The following is a 19,516-nucleotide window of genomic DNA, read 5'->3' as shown; positions in this document are numbered from 1 at the left end:
CGGCACGGCGGGGGCCTCCCGCGATCCGGACACGGTGCGGCGGGCGACCCGCCGCCCGCCGCACCGTACCCGCCCGTCTCCGGTGTCAGCCCTTCCTCTCCTCCTGCGGTGCCCCCCGCAGTTCCTTCGCGATCCGGCCCGCCCACGCCTCGATCGCGGGAAAGTCCCGGAAGTCGCCTCCCTTGCCGGACTCCACGATCCGGTGGGCGATGAAGCCCTTGGCGCCCTTCTCCAGGCAGCCGCCGAAGGTGATGTGCTCCCTGGCGCCGAGGCGGATCATGGCCCTGCGGACGCCGGGCACGGGCGGGATGTCCCGCTCGGAGGCGGAGGCGTCGAGGGGGCCGCTGCTGAACAACCACAGCGGGCGCGACGGGAGTTCGCGGCGGTGCCGGCGCAGGAACCGGCGAGCGTTCTTCTGCCAGCGCCCGGCATACACCCCGGCGCCGACCACGACGGCGTCGTACGGCAGCAGGGTGACGACGGATTCGGCGGGCCGGGCCTCGGCCGTCAGCCCCTCTTCGGTCAGCGTCTCGGCGATGGCCTCGGCTATCCGGGCGGTGGATCCGTTGGTCGTCCCATAGGCGACCAGGACTTTGACGGTCATGGCGGTACGCCTCCTTTCACCGCCTGCGCGTCACAGCCCGCGCAGGCAGTGGTCCGTGACTCCGTGCAGCGCATGTCCGGCGGGCTCGATGGTGCGGGGGCCCGTCCAGTCGCCAGATGATTTCATCGACCACGCCGACCACGCCGACCACGCCGTCGACCTGGCGGGTCCTGGAGACGGCGATCTCCGTCTCGCTCTTGCGTCTGCGCTCCAGCACTTCCCGGATCAGGATGTCGCGGATCTCGTCGTCGGCCGCAGGAAGACCTGGAGCAGGTCGCGCCGGGGCACGATGCCGACGAGGCGCTCCTCCTCGTCCACGACGGGCAGCCGTTCACTCGGTGCTTGGCCATGGTCCGGGCGGGCGCCAGCCGGGCCGAACGCCGGCTCGCCGCGAAGAACCGCAGCCGCGGATTCTCCGGGGACATCTCCTCGTAGAGTCCTTGCATTTGGGTCGATCGCCTCACTGCACGGCCCGGATGCGCACGGTCGTGCCGTCCACGAGCGGGGCGTGAACAGGGGGGCGGCTGAGCAGGTCGTCCGTCATGGCAGGTTCTCCTCCGGGCCGGTGACACTTCGAGCATCCGGCGGACCGGGAGGTGGTCCCATGGGCTGACCGGGGGCGTGTATGGGGCCGGTCGGCCCTGACCGGACGAGTCCGACGGCCCGGACGCCATGGCACCCCGGCATCGGCCGACGTCCTCGTCCTGCTGCTCCCGGCGGAGTGGGAGGTTCGGTCGGCCCTCGGGGTCGGGGAGCGAGCGGAGGATGGACCCGCTACGGCGATGGTGGCCCGGCCCGCTCGGCGGGCGGTCGGTGGCAGCCCGAACGGCGCCGTACGCGAACCCGCTCCTGCCGGTCTCGACCGTGGAGGCCGCCCAGGTCATGGAGCGGCACCGGGTCAAGCAGCTGCCGGTCGTCGACGCGGCCGACCGGCTGGTCGGGCTGGTCAGCCGGGCCGAACTGCTCCGCGTCTTCCTGCGGGGCGACCGCGCCATCCGCGAGGAGATCACCGCAGACGTCCTGCCGCGCACCCTGGGCATCGCGCCCGACGCGATCCTCGTCCGGGTGGTCGACGGACACGTCACGCTCCGTGGCACCGTCGAGCGCAGGTCCCTGGTGTCGGTCGTCGTGCGGCTGTGCGGCGGCGTCGACGGAGTGGTCGAAGTCTCCGCCGACCTGGACCACCGGATCGACGACACCGACACGTGCGCGGACCCGGCACCGGGCACGTCGCGCCGCTCCCGGCCGGCGAGCTGAGCGGCCCCGACGGGTCCCCGCCCGGGGACCGGGGCCGGTTCGCCCGAGGTCTCGGGCCGAACGGCCCTACCGCGACCCGGACGCCCGCCGTTCCATGGAGTGCCGCCCGAGCCGAAATCCGTCAGCACGCACACCCCTCAGCACGCACACCCACCCGCGCGGAAGATCACGATGCCGATCAGCAACCACAACGGAGCCGCCAAGCCCCGGCGGTCAGTCGACCTCGACAGCGACGAGGCACTGCGGCTGCTCGGCAGTGTGTCCTTCGGGCGGATCGTCTTCACCCGGCACGCGCTGCCCACCGTCCGCCCCGTCAACCACGTGCTGGACGACGGCGACATCGTCATCCGTACGCACGAGGGCGCGGCGCTGACCGCCGCGCGGGCCCAGGAGGCCGACGACCTGGGCGTCGTGGTGGCGTACGAGGCCGACTCCATCGACCCGGAGACCCACCTCGGCTGGAGCGTGGTCGTCACGGGGTACGCCCGCCCGGTCACCGATCCCGAGGAACTGGCCCGTTATCAGGCGATGCTGCGGCCCTGGGTGAGCGGATCCATCGACCACGCGGTACGCATCCGCCCGGATCTGGTCACCGGCATCCGTCTCACGGCTGTCGAGGCCGACGTGACGGGCGTCGAGGCAGACGTCTGACGCCGACCGGGACATCCGTGCGGCAGGGAACGAGGGACGGGTGGCGGACCCCGCTGCGGTACTTCGGCGCCCACCGGCACCCCTCCGCGCTGACCAGCCGCCCCTTCGAGAGGCGGCCGTCGATCGCGGTGCTGTGCAGCGCCCACGACCGGAGGGCCGACTGGCTGCGGGCCGGACAGGCTCTCGAACACGTCCTGCTGGTGGCCACCGCCCGCGGGCTGCGGGCCTCCCTGCTGCACCAGGCCCTGGAATGGCCGGACCTGCGCGAGCAGCTGGTTCCGCCGGCGGGCGACCGCCGCGCCCACGCCAGATGGTGCTCCGTCTCGGCTACGGCCCGGAAGGACCTGCTTCACCGCGCCGGTCGATGGGGCAGGTGCTGGACGAGAGTGTGCTGCCTCTGCCCCGCTGAGTCGGGCCCGATCCTGCCACCGGGCCCCGAGCCGGGCGGGGGCCGGCGCGGGGGGCCGGCGGGGGGGATCCGGTGCGGGGGCAGCCGGTGGGCCTCCCGCCCCGCGCGGTGAGCCGGGCCGTACGAGGGCCCGCGGCGTCGGTGCGTCCGCCCGTCGGGCCTTCGCTCGTCGCTCCTGCGCCCGTCACTCCTTCGCCCAGCGGACGACGGCGACGGGGCAGTGCGCGTGGTGCAGCACGGCATGGCTCACCGACCCCAGACGCAGACCCGCGAAGCCGCCCTTCCCGCGTGCTCCGACCACGAGGAGCTGAGCCTGCGCGGTCGCCTCGATCACCGAGGCCCGCACCCGTCCTCGGACCAGCCGACGGTGCACGGTCACGTCCGGATACCTCTCGCGCATTCCCGAGAGCGCCTCGGCGAACACCCGCTCCTCCTCGTCACGGAGCCGGCCCTCGTCGTACGTCACGAAGGGCGGATCGGCGGCGCCGTCGTAGACGCGTTCTGTCCGGGTGTTCCACACGTGCAGCGCCACCAGGTCCGTACCGCGCGCCGAGGCCTCGGCGAAGGCGAACCGCACTGCGCCCTCGCCCGTCGGGGAGCCGTCGACCGCCAGCAGCACGGGATCCGCCGGATCCGAGGTGCCGCGCACCACCATGACCGGGCAGCGCGCGTGGGCGGCCAGGTGCGCGGAGGTGGAGCCGAGCAGCAGGGTCGCGAACGTGCCCGTTCCCCGACTGCCGACCACCAGGAGCCCGGCGGTGCGCGACTCGATCTCCAGCACCAGGACCGGTTCGCCCGCGACGACCTCACGGGTGACCTCGACACCGGGTGCCGCGGTGTGGGCCCGTCGCTCCGCCTCGGTCATCGTGCCGTCCACCATCGCGCGCAGGCCCGCGCCGGTGGGATTCCAGGGCGGCACGCCCGACGGTACATGGGCGCCCGGCCATCCGAAGGCATGGACGAGCCGCAGACCGACGCCGCGCAGGGTGGCCTCGCGCGCGGCGATCTCCACGGCGGCCAGACTGGACGGCGAGCCGTCCACTCCGACCACGACGGGAGCACTCATCGCGGCTCTCCTCTTCTCCGGGCACGGTCCGGGGTGCGGGTGCGCGGCCCCGGACGCAGCGCCGAGTTCGACGGACGGGTGAGGGCAGCGCCGGACGGCCGTAGCTCGTCGGCCGGCGGTCCGGCGCGCTCTTCCGGACTTCAGCGTCTCCCCGCCGGCCGCATCCCGCACTGGGCCGGACGGCCTTGGGGGCGCCCCGTCCGGCCCTCACCCCACCGCTTTCCCGCGAAGACACTCGCCGATGCTGATCGTTCCCCCGACGGCACGGGAGACGAGGGCCGCCGACGTGCGGACCCGCCACACCGGCGTGTACGCCCGCGCCCGCGCCGCCCGGGCTCCGTGCGCACCCTGGCCCCCACTCCCGGGCGCGTCGGCGAGGTGGTCGTGCGGCCGCTCAGGTGATGTCCAGGACGTCCCGGACGGCTCGGCGGGGCGTGGCCGGGCCGTGCGGCCCATAGCCCAGGCGCAGCACCATCTGGACGTACCCCCGCCCGCAGACCAGGGTCTCGGGCGAGTGTGCGCAGGTTGTCGTTCTCCAGCGGGTGGGAGGTCAGCGAGCCGGCCAGTCCGGCCGTGGTGGCCTCCAGCAGGACGTGCTCCAGACCCTGCCCGGCGCGCAGCCAGTCGAGGGGCGCGTCACCGCCGGTGTACAGCAGGGCCAGGTGCGGGCTCTTCTCGAAGACGGTGCCGCCGAACCGCCGCGGTCGGCCACCGGCCGTCGGCCGGCGAAGTCCCGCAGCGGGGCCCAGCCGTCCCCGCGGCGCGGTCATCGCCACCTCCTCGCCCGCCGAGCGTCGACCGCCCGAGACCGCGGGCCCCTCCCCCGGCCGCTTCCCGGGCCCCGGCTCAGGGCCGCGGCTCGGTGGCCACGGCCTCCCGGAGCCCGTCGTGTCGGTGCGGCGTCCCGCCCGGCGAGACATTCGCAGTGTCCGCTTCGCCCCCAGTCTGCGGCGGTGCCGCCGCCACCGGGAGGGACCGTCCGACCCTCACCCGGGCCGAAGGCCCCTCGCGCGACGGGAGGAGGCGCGCTGCAATGGAGACGACGGCAGGAGGCATCCTTCCGTCCCGCCGATTCCTCCGCATCGTCGCGGTAGGCGCACGAGGAGGTGGCGTATGCCTTTCGACGACCGTACGGACGCCGGACGCCGGCTGGCCCGACGTCTTGAACACCTGCGCGACGAGGACATCGTGGTCCTGGGGCTGCCTCGGGGCGGCCTTCCGGTCGCGTACGAGGTGGCCCGAACACTGAAGGCGCCACTGGACGTGCTCGTGGTGCGCAAGCTGGGGGTGCCGTGGCAGCCGGAGCTGGCCTTCGGCGCTCTGGGTGAGCACGGTGTCAAGGTCCTCAACCAGGACGTGATCGACAGCTGCGGGATACGGGACGAGGAACAGGCCGGTGTCGAGAGGGACGAGCGGGCGGAACTGGACCGGCGTGTGGCCCGCTACGGCGCCGGGCGGGCCCCTGTGACCCTCGCGGGTCGCACCGTGCTGGTCGTGGACGACGGGCTGGCCACCGGCGCCACCGCCGAGGCGGCCTGCCGGGTGGTGCGGAGCCAGGGTGCGGCACGGGTCGTTCTCGCCGTCCCGGTGGGATCGACACAGGCGGTCGCCCGGCTGCGCGGAGTCACCGACCAGGTCGTCTGCCTCGAAGCGCTGGGAAACCTGGGCTCTGTCGGCGCCTGGTACCGCGACTTCACGCAGACCCCCGACGCGAAGGTGATCGATCTCCTCACGCGTGCCGCGTCCGCTCGGTCGCCGGCGCCCGCCCCCAGGGCGACGTCCGCGGGTCCGCGGGCGGAGAGGCCGGGCGATGGTGAGGTGGAAGTGCCCGCCGGTCACGTACGGCTGCCCGCCCGGCTGGTGCTGCCCGACGCGGCCCCGGCGGTGGTGCTCTTCGCCCACGGCAGCGGCAGCGGACGTCACAGTCCGCGCAACGGGTATGTCGCCGACACCCTCAACCGGGCGGGCCTGGGCACCCTGCTGCTCGACCTGCTCACGGTGGAGGAGGAGGGCGACCGCCGCAATGTCTTCGACGTCGCTCTTCTGGCGGGCCGGCTGCAGGCGGCCGCCACCTGGCTGCACGACGGGACCGGAGTACCGGTGAGCTACTTCGGTGCCAGCACCGGAGCCGCGGCCGCCCTGGAGGCCGCGAGCGCGCCCGGGGCCGACATCCGCGCGATCGTCTCCCGGGGCGGGCGCCCCGACCTGGCCACCCCGGCGGCCCTGGGCCGTGTGCGGGCCCCGACGCTCTTCGTGGTGGGGAGTCTGGACACCAGGGTGCTCAGCCTCAACCGCCTGGCCGCCGACCGGCTGCGCTGTGAGCACCGCCTCGCCGTCGTCCCCGGCGCGACCCACCTCTTCGAGGAGCCCGGGACCCTGGCCACGGTCGCCGAACTGGCCCGCGACTGGTTCACCACCCATCTCGCCCAGCCGGGTGCAGGACACCGCCGGTCGGCCTGAGCACGGTCGGGACCGGGGCCAGGGGCCGGGGCCGGGGACCGGGGCCGGTACGCGGTCGGCGTCCGCGGTCACCGGATCACGGCCGCAGCGCCGGGCCGCCCTACTGCCGGTCGCCTCCCCTTGCTGGACCGGCCGTCGGAACCGACGCACGCTGAGAAGCGAAGAGCGAACGCAGACGGCTGGAGCAGAGGACGAGAGCGCAGGACGAGAAGCCGGATGGAAGTGATCATGATGGAAGCCAAGCAGTGGACCGTGCAGATCTACATCAGCGAAGAAGGAGACGAGACGCACGCGCGTGCCGTCCTGGCCACACGTGACACCTCGCGCCTCATGGGCAGGGGGGTGGCCCGGCGCAACCCGATCGACCGTCCCATCCCGGAGATAGGCGACGAGCTCGCCGCGAGCCGTGCCCTGGAGGACCTGGCCATCCGCCTGCACGACGTCGCCTCCGACGACATCGTTCAACTCACCGGCCCTGTCCAGGCCTGACACCAAGAGCCCGTTCGGCGTGCGGGCGAGCCCTCTCGGCCCGGGCCCACTCGCTCCCTACGCTCCGGCGTCGTCCCACCCCGGTCCCGCCGAGGAGCGCCTTCGGGCTGAGCGGTTGCTCACGGGGGCGGTGCGCAAATCCCTCGCCCGCCCGTAGACACCTCGACCGCAAGGGCGCGGCTGGGGAAGTCGGCCAGGGCCCCCTCGGTCACGGCATGGACCGCAGGGGCGGGTGCCGCGTCGTTATCCCTGAGGGCTGGAGCAGTGGCGGAGGTTCGGGGCCGGGATCCTCGGTGACCACCACGCCGGCGGCCGCGTGGTCGAAACCGGCCGGCCAGCGCGTGCGCTCGCTGGCCATCGCGCCGGTCAGACGTGCCTGGAGAAGGTCGGCCGTGCTCAGGTCGGTGCCGCGCAAGTCGGCCAGGCGCAGGTCGGCGCCGCGGAAGACAGCGCGGCCCGCGTCGGCCTTGCGCAGGTTCGCCTCGCGCAGGTCGGCCTCGGTGAAGTCCGCGTCACGCAGGTCCGTTTCGACCAGCCGTGCGCCCCGCAGGTCAGCGAGAACGCAGCGGGCCCGGCGCAGGATCGCCGTCTTGAGGTCGGCGTGCCGCAGGTTGACCGAGACGAGAGACGCCTGCGTCAGGTTGGCGTGGTACAGGCCCGCCGCCTCCATGCAGGACCGGTCGAGGTTGACCTCGTGCAGCCACAGGCCGTCGCAGTCGGCCCGGCGCAGGTCCGTGACGCTGAGGTTGACCCAGGACTGCTCCCGGGGCTGCAACAGCAATACGCCGAGCCCGGTCAGCGCCACCTGGGCGTCGGCGGCACGCACCTCCAGCGGCACGACGTCGTTGATGGGCACGTCCGCCGTTGGAGCTTCCGGTCCGGCGGGCGGCCAGGGCAGGTGCGTACGCAGGTAGGCGGCCTGGATGGAGATGACGGCCTCCCGGTCGCGGGCCGAGTGCTCCGCGATCCGCCACAGCGCGTGGAGCCCGCCGATGCGGGTCTCCAGCTTGTCACTGCCGAGCTGATCGACGGCCGTGCTGAACCGGTCGGTGACATAGCCCTCCTGGGTGGCGCGCAGGCCGTCCTGACTGACACGTAGTTGCCGCCAGGTGGCGTAGGCGCCGAAGAGCACGACCACCCCGCCCACGGCCTGCAGAAGTGTCGTACGGACGTCGTTCACCGCTTTCAACCGGTCCTGCGCGGCGACGCTCGCCCCGGCGAGGTCGTGGTCGACCACCGCACCCGGCACGACGACGAGCATCGCGCCCAGGGCGGCCAGCACCGCCGCCCCGGCCAGCAGGGCCCCGATCGCACGATGCCTGACCAGCCGGTCGCGCCACGGCCTGCGACCGCGGTCCGGCTCCCCCGTTTCCATGGGCATGGGAGCCTAGGCGCCGCTCAAAAAACGATCAAGACGCACGACTTGGAGGCGGCCCTCCCCTCCCACTCGCCCGACAGGGGTTGCCCACTCTCGCCCGTGAGACCAATCGCCCACCCGTGGCGGGCCCCGCCGAGGGGCTCCCCGCTACCGGGTGTGGGCCGACGGCACCCGCCACACCAGGGTCGTGCCGCCGCCGGGCGGGCTGGTCGCCTCCAGTTCGCCGCCCAGTTGCCGGGCGCGCTCGGCCATGTTGCGCAGTCCGCTGCGGCGGCCCTCGGCGGGGATGCCCACCCCGTTGTCGGACACCGTCAGGCGCACCTCCCCCGAGGCGGTCTCCACCACCACGTCGGCCCGGGACGCCTGGGCGTGACGGGCGACGTTCGTCAGGGCCTCGGAGAGCACGGCCACCACATGGTCGGCGACCTCCTTGGGCACCTCGGTGTCCAGCAGTCCCTCCAGCCGCAGGCTGGGAGCGAAGCCCAGGACCGGTGCCGCCTCGCCGACCACCCGCACCACGCGGGCCCGCAGACCGACACCGGTGGCGCCCTCGCGTGAGCGCAGGCCGAAGATGGTCGACCTGATGATCTTGATGGTCTCGTCCAGATCCTCCACCGCGCGCAGCACTCGCTCGGAGGCCTGCGCGTGTTCGATGAAGCGGCCCGCGCTCTGCAGGGTCATACCGGTGGCGAAGAGGCGTTGGATGGCGAGGTCGTGCAGGTCCCGGGCGATCCGGTCGCGGTCCTCCAGCAGCGCGATCTGTTCGGCGTCCCGACGGCGTTCGGCCAGCTCCATGACGACCGCGGCCTGCGCGGCGAAGCCCTGGAGGCGCTCGATCTCCGGCTCGGTGAACACCGTGTGGCCCACCGCGCGCGCCAGCAGCAGAATGCCCCGGGTCCCCTCGCCCGATCCGATGGGAACGGCCACGGCGGGGCCGAGACCGGTGAGGCTCGGGGCACCCGTCACGCCGGAGTCGTCACGGGAGATGTCCGCGCTGGTGACGGGAGCGGCGCCGGAGAAGGCCTGGCCGATCAGGTTGCCCTCCAGGGGCAGCACCAGCCCGCGGTGCGCTGTCGCTCCCTCGCCGATGGCCAGATCGACCGTGAGGGACTCGGTGCCCTCCATCGGCACCGCGACGACCGCGAGGGCCGCGGCCATGATCTGCCTGGCCCGTTCGGCGATCACTTGGAGGACCTCGGCGGGCTCGCCGCCGGACATCAGGCTGTGGGTGATCTCCGCGTTGGCCCGCAACCACCGCTCCCGCAACCGGGACTCCTCATACAACCGCGCGTTGTCGATCGCCACACCCGCCGCCACCGCCAACGTCGACAGAACCGACTCGTCCTCCTCGTCGAACCGCGCCCCACCCCGCTTCTCCGTCAGATACAGATTCCCGAACACCTGCTCACGCACCCGGATCGGCACACCCAGGAACGAATTCATCGGCGGATGATTCGGCGGAAAACCGTACGACGACGGATGCTCCGACAACTTCGCCAGACGCAACGGCACCGGATGACTGATCAACTCACCCAGAATCCCATCCCCCTCCGGATACGCACCGATCCCCGCGATCTCCTCCGCACCCACCCCCACCGTATGGAACGCCGACAACCGCCTGCCGTCCGGCCCGATCACCCCCAACGCCGCGTACTCCGCATCCACCAGCACCGCCGCCGCCTCCACGATGCCCCGCAACGCCTGCTCCAACTCCAACTCACGCCCGACCGACAGCACCGCCTCCAACAGACTGTGCACCCGATCCCGCGTCCCCCGCGCCGCATCCAGACGCGCCTGCAACTCCTCCAACAGCTCGTCCAACCTCAGCTGCGGCAGCAGTACTCGAGCTTCCCCGGCCCTCTCCACGCGTGCCACCGGCGCCCCTCCCCATTCCCCACAGCCTGCCGGCAGCCGCCCGTTCCGCCGCTGTCCTGAGCCACGGTAACGACCCGTCACCGGGCACCGTAGCGGATCCGGTCGTGCGCGGGTCCGGCCTGGAAGGAGTCCGGCCGCACCCGCCCGGACCTTCCGGACGAACGGTGCGTGGCCTGCGGGTTCACCGGGGAGTACGGCCTACCGCCCGTTCTGCCGCAGCCTGTCCTGGGCCTGGGTGGCGATGACGGCGGCCTGCACGCGCCGTTCCACACCGAGCTTGGCGAGCAGCCGGGAGATGTGGTTCTTGACCGTCTTCTCGGCGAGGAAGAGCCGCTGGCCGATCTGTCGGTTGGTCAGGCCCTCACCGATCAGGGCCAGGATCTCGCGCTCGCGCTCGGTCAGGCCCGGCAGTGCCTCGGGCTCCTGCTCCTCCTTCGGGCCCTGCCGCAGCCGCGCCATCAGCCGGGCGGTGGCGCTGGGATCGAGAAGGGACTGGCCGACGGCCACCGTGCGCACCGCCGAGACCAGATCCGAGCCATGGATCTGCTTCAGGACGTACCCGGACGCGCCCGCCATGATCGAGTCCAGGAGGGCCTCCTCGTCGTCGAAGGAGGTCAGCATCAGGCAGAACAGTTCCGGCATGCGCGACCGCAGCTCCCGGCACACGGTGATCCCGTCGCCGTCGGGCAGGCGGACGTCGAGCACCGCCACCTGCGGGCGCAGGGCGGGCACGCGCACCAGGGCCTGTTCCACGGTGCCGGCCTCGCCGATCACCGAGATGTCCGGCTCGTCGTTCAGCAGGTCGCGTACACCCCGGCGTACGACCTCGTGGTCGTCCAGCAGGAACACCCGGATCGGACTGTCCGGGCCCGGCTGCTCGCTGACCGGCATCGCTGCACTCCTCGGATCCGCACTTCACGCCGTCCCGTCCGCGGACAGTATCGGCCTCGACCCGCTGATCCTCGTCGTGTCCGGGCCGAACGGCCAGGGCCGGTCGGCCCTGTTTCACGGGCGGATCACCGACGGATCGTGAGCGGGTGAGCGACATCGGTCCCAGGGCGGTTGCCTCGTACGGCACCGTCCCACCCCGTACGCCACCGGTCGCACGAAGGTGCCGTCGACCCCGGAGGCACTCCTCATGACCCGTCACGAAGGCGTCGGTGGCCGCCCTGGGCCGACGCCTGAGGGGGTCGGAGCCGGACCCGGCCCCGTTGCCACCAACCAGGAAGTCAAGGAGTCACGGAGTCAGGGAGTCACGGAGTCAGGGAGTCAGGTCAAGGCCGTACATCCTCCGGCCGCCGACGAGTTCACGGCCGGTGACCAGTTCCGCCTCGATACGGACGAAGACGTCCTGCGGCGAGGCGACCCACGAGCGCGGGCCACTGTGGGCCAGTCGCGCGCGCTGGGCCGGATCGGTCACGATCGAGGCCCGGCCGGTGACGACGACGCTCCAGCCTGAGTGGGCGACCGGGTCGACCTCGTCGGCCTCGAAGGCGACGACCACCCCGTCCACCGCGCGGGCGAGTTCCGAGGCGGCCGACGTGCGCAGCAGGACCGAACCCTCCCCGTCCAGGGAGAAGTTGACCGGCAGGACCGCCGGCAGCGCCTGGCGGGTGTGGACGATGCGGCCGACGGTCGCCTTCGCCAGCAGCCGGAGGCATTCCTGCCTGTCCAGTTCGCGGAATCCGTCGTTGGCGTACATCAGCCCGCCCGTCCCATGCCTCGTGCCCAGCCCACCCGTACGTCGGGTATGCGCACCATCGTCCCTCCGCCGCCCGCCCCCGATCAGGGCCCATCGGTCCCGATCGGGCCGGAGAGCGGCCCAGATCCGTGGCCGTCCGCCCGACTCCGCCCCACTCCGCCCGACGCGGGATCCGCCGGACGTGGTGCGGAAGTCGCCGCAGTGCGGAAGTCGATCGCATGCGACGGTCGCGTCAGGCCGCCGGGACGGCGACGACGTCGTGCGGGGGCTCACCGAGCACGACCTTGAGCGCGCCGGTGTCGGCCGCCCGGGAGAAGATGTCGTACGCCTGTTCCATGTCGTCCAGCGGAAAGGTGTGCGTGACCAGGGACGAGGTGGGCAGCCGGCCGGCGGCCGCCATCCGCAGCAGGGTGGGAGTGGAGTGGGTGTCCACCAGGCCCGTGGTGATGGTCACGTTCTTGATCCACAGGTCTTCGAGGTGCAGCGTCGCCGGTTTGCCGTGTACGCCGACGTTGGCCACGTGCCCGCCGGGGCGCACCATACGGGTGCAGAGCTCGAAGCTCTCCGGTACGCCGACGGCCTCGATCACGACATCCGCGCCGAGTCCCTCGGTGAGGTCGGTGACCAGTTGCTCCGGAGCCTCCCGGGCGTCGGCCACGGCGTCCGCCCCGAGCCGCCTGGCGGCCTCCAGACGGGCCGGGGCCGGGTCCACGGCGACGATCCGCTCGGGCGAGAACAGCTGGGCGGTGGCGATCGCCGCGAGGCCGATGGGACCGGCGCCCACGACGGCGACGGTGTCGCCGGGGCGGACGCACCCGTTGACCACGCCCACCTCGTAGGAGGTGGGGAAGATGTCCGCCAGCAGTACGGCGTCCTTGGCGGCCAGCGTGCTGGGCAGCGGGTGGACGGACAGGTCGGCGTACGGGACCCGGACGTACTCGGCCTGGGTGCCGTCGATGAGGTGGCCGAGGATCCAGCCTCCGCCGCCCCGGCACTGGCCGTACGCGCCCTCCCGGCAGTAGCGGCACCGGCCGCAGGCGGTGATGCAGGAGACCAGCACCCGGTCGCCGGGCCGCACGGTCCGTACGTCGCTGCCGACCTCGACGATCTCCCCGACGGCCTCGTGGCCCAGGACCGTGCCGGGGCGGACCTCGGGCACGTCACCCTTGAGGATGTGCAGGTCCGTCCCGCAGATCGTGACGGTGTCGACTCGGACGATCGCGTCGGTGGGGTCCTTGATCCCCGGGTCGGGCACCTCCTGCCAGGACGACTGTCCGGGGCCGTGGAAGACCAAGCCCTTCATGACGATCCCTGCCTTTCTCCGTCTCCCCGGGTCCTGCGGACCGGCGATTCACTGACAGGCCGGTACGTCCGGACGCCGGTGCGGTGCGGTGCCCAGTTGGCCCCGCAGATCCAGCTTGGTCCTCTCCGCCGGACCTCGCATGGGCCGACCGGGCCCCCGGTGCCGGAGCCCGAGGGGGCCCACTCGCCGGGCCGGCGCCCGTGACTCCCGGCGAAGGCTTCGCGGCAGAGCCGGCCGGTCGCTGGTCCCCGCCGGGTCCTCCGGGAGCCCCGGCCGGTCGCTGCTCCCCTCCGGGTCCTCCGGGAGCCCCGGCCGCTCCCTCGCCTCCCCTACGGCGGCGCCACCGGCACCCGCCACACCAGCGTGGTGCCGCCTTCCTCGGGGCAGTGCCACTCCATCCGGCCGCCGAGCTGCCCGGCCCGTTCCGCCATGTTCCGCAGCCCGCCACGGCGGCCCGACGGCGGTATGCCCACCCCGTCGTCCCGGACCGTCAGCACCAGTTCCCGCCCGTCGGTCGTCGCCACGATCTCGGCGCGGTCGGCGTGGGCGTGCCGGGCGATGTTGGCCAGGGCCTCGGAGAGCACGGCGACCAGGTGGTCGGCGGTCTCCTTCGGTACGTCCGTGTCGATGAGCCCCTCCATCCGGATGCTCGGGCCGAAACCCAGGACCGGTGCCGCCTCGGCGGCCACCCGCACCACGCGGGCCCGCAGGCCGCTGTCGGCCGCGCCGTCCCGTGTGCGCAGGCCGAAGATGGTCGACCTGATGATCTTGATGGTCTCGTCCAGGTCCTCCACCGCGCGCAGCACTCGCTCGGAGGCCTCCGGGTGTTCGATGAGGCGGCCCGCGCTCTGCAGGGTCATACCGGTGGCGAAGAGGCGTTGGATGGCGAGGTCGTGCAGGTCCCGGGCGATCCGGTCGCGGTCCTTGAGGACCGCGATCTCCTCGGCGTCCCGACGGCGTTCGGCCAGTTCCATGGCGATGGCCGCCTGGGCGGCGAAGACGCGGAGCGGTTCGGTCTCCTTCGTGGTGAAGAGCGCCTGTCCCGCCTCCCGGACCAGCAGAACGACGCCCCGGATGCCCTCGTCGCGGGTGCCGACGGGAACGGCCACGGCGGGGCCGAGACCGGTGAGGCGGGGCGGTCCGGCCCACACCCGCTCGTCGTGCGACACGTCCTCGCTGGTGACGGCGGTAGCGCCGACGAACGCCTCCCCCATCAGGCTGCCCTCGACCGGCAGGACCAGCCCGCTCAGCGTCTCGGCCTCCTCGCCGATGGCCAGGTCCACCGTGAGGGACTCGGTGCCCTCCATCGGCACCGCGACGACCGCGAGGGCGGCGCCGGTGATCTGCCTGGCCCGTTCGGCGATCAACCGGAGCACCAGGGCCTGCTCCGCTCCCGACATCAGGCTGTGGGTGATCTCCGCGTTGGCCCGCAACCACCGCTCCCGCAACCGGGACTCCTCATACAACCGCGCGTTGTCGATCGCCACACCCGCCGCCACCGCCAACGTCGACAGAACCGACTCGTCCTCCTCGTCGAACCGCGCCCCACCCCGCTTCTCCGTCAGATACAGATTCCCGAACACCTGCTCACGCACCCGGATCGGCACACCCAGGAACGAATTCATCGGCGGATGATTCGGCGGAAAACCGTACGACGACGGATGCTCCGACAACTTCGCCAGACGCAACGGCACCGGATGACTGATCAACTCACCCAGAATCCCATGCCCCTCCGGATACGCACCGATCCCCGCGATCTCCTCCGCACCCACCCCCACCGTATGGAACGCCGACAACCGCCTGCCGTCCGGCCCGATCACCCCCAACGCCGCGTACTCCGCATCCACCAGCACCGCCGCCGCCTCCACGATGCCCCGCAACGCCTGCTCCAACTCCAACTCACGCCCGACCGACAGCACCGCCTCCAACAGACTGTGCACCCGATCCCGCGTCCCCCGCGCCGCATCCAGACGCGCCTGCAACTCCTCCAACAGCTCGTCCAACCTCAGCTGCGGCAGCCGCACACGGGCGTCGTCGGAGCCTGCCACCGCGCTCCTCCCTGCTCTGCCTTGCGCTGTCCTGCTCTGTCCTGCGCTGTCCCGGCCAGGGGGCACCGACCGTTCCGGTCATGAGCCACGGTAATCCGGGCGGCCGGAGACCAACAGCGGACCCCGTTCCAGGGCCCTGGTGGAGGACAGGGTGCCGTCCCCACCTACGACCACATCGTTGTGGGTCATGGCTCCGCTTCCTTTTCGACGGACGGTGACCGAGGAGCACCGGATGGTGGCCCCCCACCCTCGATGTTCGCCGTGGACCTCCGCCCCGGGCAGGAGCCGGGAGACCCGTGGCCGCCGGGGAAGCGATCCGGCGCGGTGCCGAGCTGCGTCTGGTGTGCACCGCCTCCGTCTCCCGGTCCGGTCCGGACCGTCGCGGCCGAGGGCGGTGCTGTGCGGGCGCTGGCGCGGGAGAGCGCTGACGCGGCGCTCACCTGCGCGTCCTGCACTCGCCCCCTTGCCGCCGAACAGGTCGGCCGTCTCACGGCCGCCCCCCGCGAAGTCGTACACGTAACGGACCATGTCGCGGCTCGGAGGGTCTGTGGGGGACCCGCGAAAGGGACCGAACGGCCCTTCCGCAGGTCGGACGGGCTTGGCTTGTCTGTCTTCATGGACGACGAACCCACGAGGTCCTCCGCGTATCACACGACCCGGAGCGCCGCCGGCAGCACGATCGTGTCGCTGCACGGCGAACTCGACCTGCTGGCGGTTTCCGCGATCTCGGCGGCCCTGGACACCCTGACGGCCGTGTCCCGCCCCGATGTGGTGCTCGACTTGCGTCCCGTGTCCTTCATCGACTGCTCCGGGCTCGGCCTGCTGTGCCGGGCACAGAGCCGGGTCCGTGCGCGGCACGGCCGGCTGCGGCTGGTCACGCCCGCGAGCACCTTCCGGCGGCTGCTGCGGTGCGCGGGGCTGGGCGGAGCCTTCGAGGTGCACCCGGACCTGGCCGAGGCGCTCGCCGACGGGACACCGGTGGCACGGGCCGCGGCCTCACGCGGGTGAGGCCGCGGCCCGGCGGCGTCAGGCCCAGTGCCAGTCGGCGATCTCCGGCAGATCGGTGCCGTGCTCGCGGATCCACGCGTGGTGGCGGGTGCGCGCGTCCGCCATCTGCTGGCGTACGGCGGCGGCGCGGACGGCGAGCCCCGGCACCCGGTCGATGACGTCCATGACCAGGCGGTAGCGGTCGAGGTCGTTGCGGACGACCATGTCGAACGGTGTGGTCGTCGTCCCCGACTCCTTGTAGCCGCGGACGTGCGTGTTGCCGTGGCCCGCGCGGCGGTAGGCCAGGCGGTGGATGAGCCACGGATAGCCGTGGTAGGCGAAGATCACCGGCTTGTCGGTGGTGAACAGGCCGTCGTACTCGAAGTCGGTCATGCCGTGCGGGTGCTCCTCGCGCGGCAGCAGCCGGGTCATGTCGACGACGTTGACCACGCGGACGGCGAGCTGGGGCAGATGGCGGCGCAGCAGCTGCGCGGCGGCCAGGACCTCCTGCGTGGGCACATCTCCGGCGCAGGCGAGGACGACGTCGGGTTCGCCGCCGTTCTCGCTGCCCGCCCACTCCCAGATCCCGGCGCCCCGTGCGCAGTGGGCGCGGGCCTGGTCCATGGAGAGCCAGTCGAAGCAGGGCTGTTTGCCGGCGACGATCACGTTGACGTAGTCGCGGCTGCGCAGGGCGTGGTCGGCGACGGAGAGGAGGGTGTTGGCGTCCGGGGGCAGGTAGACGCGTACGACCTCGGGGCTCTTGTTGAGGACGTGGTCGACGAAGCCGGGGTCCTGGTGGGAGAAGCCGTTGTGGTCCTGGCGCCAGACGTGCGAGGTGAGCAGGTAGTTGAGGGAGGCGATCGGGGCCCGCCAGGGCAATTCCCGCGAGGTCCTGAGCCACTTGATGTGCTGGTTGACCATGGAGTCGACGATGTGCACGAACGCCTCGTAGCAGGAGAACAGTCCGTGTCGGCCGGTGAGGAGGTAGCCCTCCAGCCAGCCCTGGCAGAGGTGTTCGGAGAGGATCTCCAGGACCCGTCCGTGCCGGTCGAGGTGTTCGTCGACGGCGAGGTGCTCGGCCTGCCAGGCCTTGCCGCTGGCGTCGAAGACGGCCTGCAGGCGGTTGGAGGCGGTCTCGTCCGGTCCGACGACCCGGAAGTCCCGGCGCAGGTGGGTGTCCCTCATGACCTGTGCCAGGAGGTCACCGAGGACCCGGGTCGGCTCATGCAGCGTGGTGCCCGGCTTGTCGACGGGGACGGCGAAGTCGTCCAGGGAGGGCACGGGCAGATCGCGGACGAGGAGTCCGCCGTTGGCGTGCGGGGTGGCGCCCAGTCGCCTGGTGCCCGAGGGGACGCAGGCGAGGACGTCGTCGACGGGCCGTCCGTCCGGGCCGAACAGCTCCCGCGGTTTGTACGAGCGCAGCCAGGCCTCCAGCTGTCGCAGGTGCTCGGGGTTCTCCCGCACCCCGGCGAGCGGGACCTGGTGGGCACGCCAGGTGCCCTCGACCGGTTGGCCGTCGACCTCGGCGGGGCCGGTCCAGCCCTTCGGGGTGCGCAGCACGATCATCGGCCAGTGCACGCGTTCGGCGACGCCGTCCTCGCGTGCCGTGCGCTGCGCCAGGGCGATCCGGTCGAGCGCCTCGTCGAAGGCGTGGGCCAGGGCGCGGTGCACGGTGGCCGGGTCGTCTCCGGTGACGTGGAGGGGGGCGTGGCCGTAGCCACGCAGCAGGGCGTCGAGTTCGTCCTGGGGCAGGCGCGAGAGCACGGTCGGGTTGGCGATCTTGTATCCGTTGAGGTGGAGGATCGGCAGGACGGCCCCGTCGTGGACCGGGTCGAGGAACTTGTTGGAGTGCCAGGAGGCGGCCAGCGGCCCGGTCTCCGCCTCGCCGTCCCCGATGACGCAGGCCACCAGCAGGTCGGGGTTGTCGAACGCGGCGCCGTAGGCGTGGGCGAGGGAGTAGCCGAGCTCACCGCCCTCGTGGATCGAGCCCGGGACCTCCGGTGCCACATGGCTCGGTACGCCGCCGGGGTAGGAGAACTGCCGGAAGAGCCGTTCCATGCCGGGGGCGTCGCGGGTGACGTCCGGGTAGGTCTCGCTGTAGCTGCCGTCCAGCCAGGAGCCGGCGAGCACGGACGGCCCGCCGTGCCCGGGTCCCCAGACGCAGAGGGCGTCCAGGTCGCGCGCCTTGATCACGCGGTTGAGGTGGGTGTAGACGAGGTTCAGGCCCGGGGAGGTGCCCCAGTGCCCGAGCAGCCGCGGCTTGATGTGTTCCGGGAGCAGCGGCTCGGTGAGCAGGGGGTTGGCCATCAGATAGATCTGCCCGGCCGCCAGGTAGTTGGCGGCCCGCCAGTGGGCGTCCAGGGTGCGCAGTTCGTCGTCGGAAAGTACGGTGACGTTCTGGTGTTCGACCTGGGTCATGGGTGACTCCGGAACTCATCGACGGGGTCGTCGGGCGGTGGAGGACGGCATGGCCGACAAGAAGGCGACGAAGGTGCCGCGTGCGGTGTACGAGAAGGAACTGCTGCGGCTGCAGACGGAGTTGGTGAAACTCCAGGAGTGGGTGCGGGCCGAGGGCGCCCGGCTGGTCGTGGTCTTCGAGGGGCGTGACGCGGCGGGCAAGGGCGGCACGATCAAGCGGGTCGCCGAGCACCTCAACCCCCGTGTCGCCCGGATCGCGGCCCTCCCCAAGCCGACGGAGCGCGAGCGCACCCAGTGGTACTTCCAGCGGTACGTCGAGCAGTTGCCGGCGGCCGGGGAGATCGTGCTGTTCGACCGGTCCTGGTACAACCGGGCCGGTGTGGAGCACGTCATGGGTTTCTGCACCAAAGAGGAGTACCAGCTGTTCATGCGGCAATGCCCGATTTTCGAGCGCATGTTGATCGAGGACGGGATCCTGCTGCGCAAGTACTGGTTCTCGGTGAGCGACACCGAGCAGCAGGAGCGCTTCCGGCGTCGTCTGGAGGACCCGCTGCGGCGCTGGAAGCTCTCGCCGATGGACCTGGAGTCGCTCACCCGCTGGGAGGCGTACTCGCGTGCCAAGGACGAGATGATGGTGCACACCGACATCGCCGAGGCGCCGTGGTACGTCGTGGAGAGCGACGACAAGCGCCGGGCCCGGCTGAACATGATCGCCCATCTGCTGGCGTCGGTGCCGTACAGCGAGGTGCCGCCCCCGGTGCTGGAACTGCCGGAGCGCCCGCCGTCGACCGGCTACGAGCGCCCGCCGCGCGATCTGCGGACCTACGTCCCGGATCACGCGGCAGGTGTGTGAGCAGCCGGTCACCGTG

15 protein-coding genes and 2 pseudogenes are annotated in these 19,516 nt (G+C 72.4%); 6 read left to right on the top strand and 11 right to left on the bottom strand.

Translation table 11 applies throughout. From position 1 onward, the window contains the following. Positions 1 to 85 precede the first annotated feature (85 nt). Together RM704_RS01440 and RM704_RS45420 are read right to left on the bottom strand one after the other, a co-directional pair. Positions 86 to 604, bottom strand: coding sequence for a flavodoxin domain-containing protein (locus tag RM704_RS01440; RefSeq protein WP_033527739.1), 519 nt, complete (start codon positions 602 to 604; stop codon positions 86 to 88). A gap of 30 nt (positions 605 to 634) precedes the next feature. Continuing rightward, a pseudogene (locus RM704_RS45420) lies at positions 635 to 963 on the bottom strand (CBS domain-containing protein); the annotation flags it as partial. A gap of 454 nt (positions 964 to 1,417) precedes the next feature. On the opposite strand from RM704_RS45420, the gene RM704_RS01430 reads away from it, so the two are divergent. Next, on the top strand, positions 1,418 to 1,861 hold the full coding sequence (locus RM704_RS01430) for a BON domain-containing protein (protein WP_438828876.1): 444 nt from the start codon (positions 1,418 to 1,420) through the stop codon (positions 1,859 to 1,861). 171 nt (positions 1,862 to 2,032) lie between these two features. Continuing rightward, positions 2,033 to 2,512, top strand: a complete 480-nt coding sequence (locus RM704_RS01425; protein WP_033527740.1) for a pyridoxamine 5'-phosphate oxidase family protein — start codon at positions 2,033 to 2,035, stop codon at positions 2,510 to 2,512. A gap of 593 nt (positions 2,513 to 3,105) precedes the next feature. On the opposite strand, the gene RM704_RS01415 is transcribed toward RM704_RS01425, so the two are convergent. Together RM704_RS01415 and RM704_RS01410 are read right to left on the bottom strand one after the other, a co-directional pair. Next, positions 3,106 to 3,987 carry a universal stress protein gene (locus tag RM704_RS01415; RefSeq protein ID WP_033527741.1) on the bottom strand — a complete coding sequence of 294 codons (882 nt, stop codon included), beginning with the start codon at positions 3,985 to 3,987 and terminating at the stop codon, positions 3,106 to 3,108. A 394-nt stretch (positions 3,988 to 4,381) separates the two neighbouring features. Beyond that, positions 4,382 to 4,753, bottom strand: a pseudogene (locus RM704_RS01410) (Acg family FMN-binding oxidoreductase); the annotation flags it as partial. A gap of 347 nt (positions 4,754 to 5,100) precedes the next feature. On the opposite strand from RM704_RS01410, the gene RM704_RS01405 reads away from it, so the two are divergent. Further along, positions 5,101 to 6,447, top strand: a complete 1,347-nt coding sequence (locus RM704_RS01405) for a phosphoribosyltransferase family protein (protein WP_033527742.1) — start codon at positions 5,101 to 5,103, stop codon at positions 6,445 to 6,447. A 228-nt stretch (positions 6,448 to 6,675) separates the two neighbouring features. Then, positions 6,676 to 6,936 (top strand): DUF1876 domain-containing protein, encoded by a 261-nt coding sequence (locus tag RM704_RS01400; RefSeq protein ID WP_311588821.1) that lies wholly within the window; start codon positions 6,676 to 6,678, stop codon positions 6,934 to 6,936. Positions 6,937 to 7,144: 208 nt separating this feature from the next. Here the strand turns inward: RM704_RS01400 and RM704_RS01395 are convergent, their stop codons facing one another. From RM704_RS01395 to RM704_RS01370, 6 genes are all read right to left on the bottom strand, one after another. After that, a complete protein-coding gene (locus tag RM704_RS01395; RefSeq protein WP_311589033.1) occupies positions 7,145 to 8,311 on the bottom strand; it encodes a pentapeptide repeat-containing protein in 1,167 nt (388 codons plus the stop codon). Between the two features lie 150 nt (positions 8,312 to 8,461). Beyond that, positions 8,462 to 10,189, bottom strand: a complete 1,728-nt coding sequence (locus RM704_RS01390; protein WP_311588819.1) for a sensor histidine kinase — start codon at positions 10,187 to 10,189, stop codon at positions 8,462 to 8,464. A 198-nt stretch (positions 10,190 to 10,387) separates the two neighbouring features. After that, a complete protein-coding gene (locus RM704_RS01385) occupies positions 10,388 to 11,080 on the bottom strand; it encodes a response regulator (RefSeq protein WP_033527599.1) in 693 nt (230 codons plus the stop codon). Positions 11,081 to 11,450: 370 nt separating this feature from the next. Then, complete coding sequence (locus RM704_RS01380; protein WP_033527598.1) at positions 11,451 to 11,891, bottom strand: pyridoxamine 5'-phosphate oxidase family protein; 441 nt, start codon at positions 11,889 to 11,891, stop codon at positions 11,451 to 11,453. Between the two features lie 232 nt (positions 11,892 to 12,123). After that, entirely contained in the window at positions 12,124 to 13,194 is a 1,071-nt protein-coding gene (locus tag RM704_RS01375) for a zinc-dependent alcohol dehydrogenase family protein (RefSeq protein WP_033527597.1), read from the bottom strand. Positions 13,195 to 13,523: 329 nt separating this feature from the next. Beyond that, positions 13,524 to 15,242, bottom strand: coding sequence for a sensor histidine kinase (locus RM704_RS01370; protein WP_311588812.1), 1,719 nt, complete (start codon positions 15,240 to 15,242; stop codon positions 13,524 to 13,526). Between the two features lie 615 nt (positions 15,243 to 15,857). On the opposite strand from RM704_RS01370, the gene RM704_RS01365 reads away from it, so the two are divergent. Next, complete coding sequence (locus tag RM704_RS01365; protein WP_078937227.1) at positions 15,858 to 16,250, top strand: STAS domain-containing protein; 393 nt, start codon at positions 15,858 to 15,860, stop codon at positions 16,248 to 16,250. Between the two features lie 18 nt (positions 16,251 to 16,268). On the opposite strand, the gene RM704_RS01360 is transcribed toward RM704_RS01365, so the two are convergent. Further along, a complete protein-coding gene (locus RM704_RS01360) occupies positions 16,269 to 18,647 on the bottom strand; it encodes a phosphoketolase family protein (RefSeq protein ID WP_033528796.1) in 2,379 nt (792 codons plus the stop codon). Positions 18,648 to 18,696: 49 nt separating this feature from the next. Here RM704_RS01360 and ppk2 point away from each other — a divergent pair, with 49 nt between their 5' ends. Continuing rightward, positions 18,697 to 19,500 carry a polyphosphate kinase 2 gene (gene ppk2, locus RM704_RS01355; protein WP_033528883.1) on the top strand — a complete coding sequence of 268 codons (804 nt, stop codon included), beginning with the start codon at positions 18,697 to 18,699 and terminating at the stop codon, positions 19,498 to 19,500. Positions 19,501 to 19,516 lie beyond the last annotated feature (16 nt).

The sequence above is a fragment of the Streptomyces gottesmaniae genome, assembly GCF_031845845.1.
GTDB classification, from domain to species: domain Bacteria; phylum Actinomycetota; class Actinomycetes; order Streptomycetales; family Streptomycetaceae; genus Streptomyces; species Streptomyces akebiae.
Note: the sequence above shows the minus strand (reverse complement) of the source record. Positions and strands in the feature narration are given on the sequence as shown.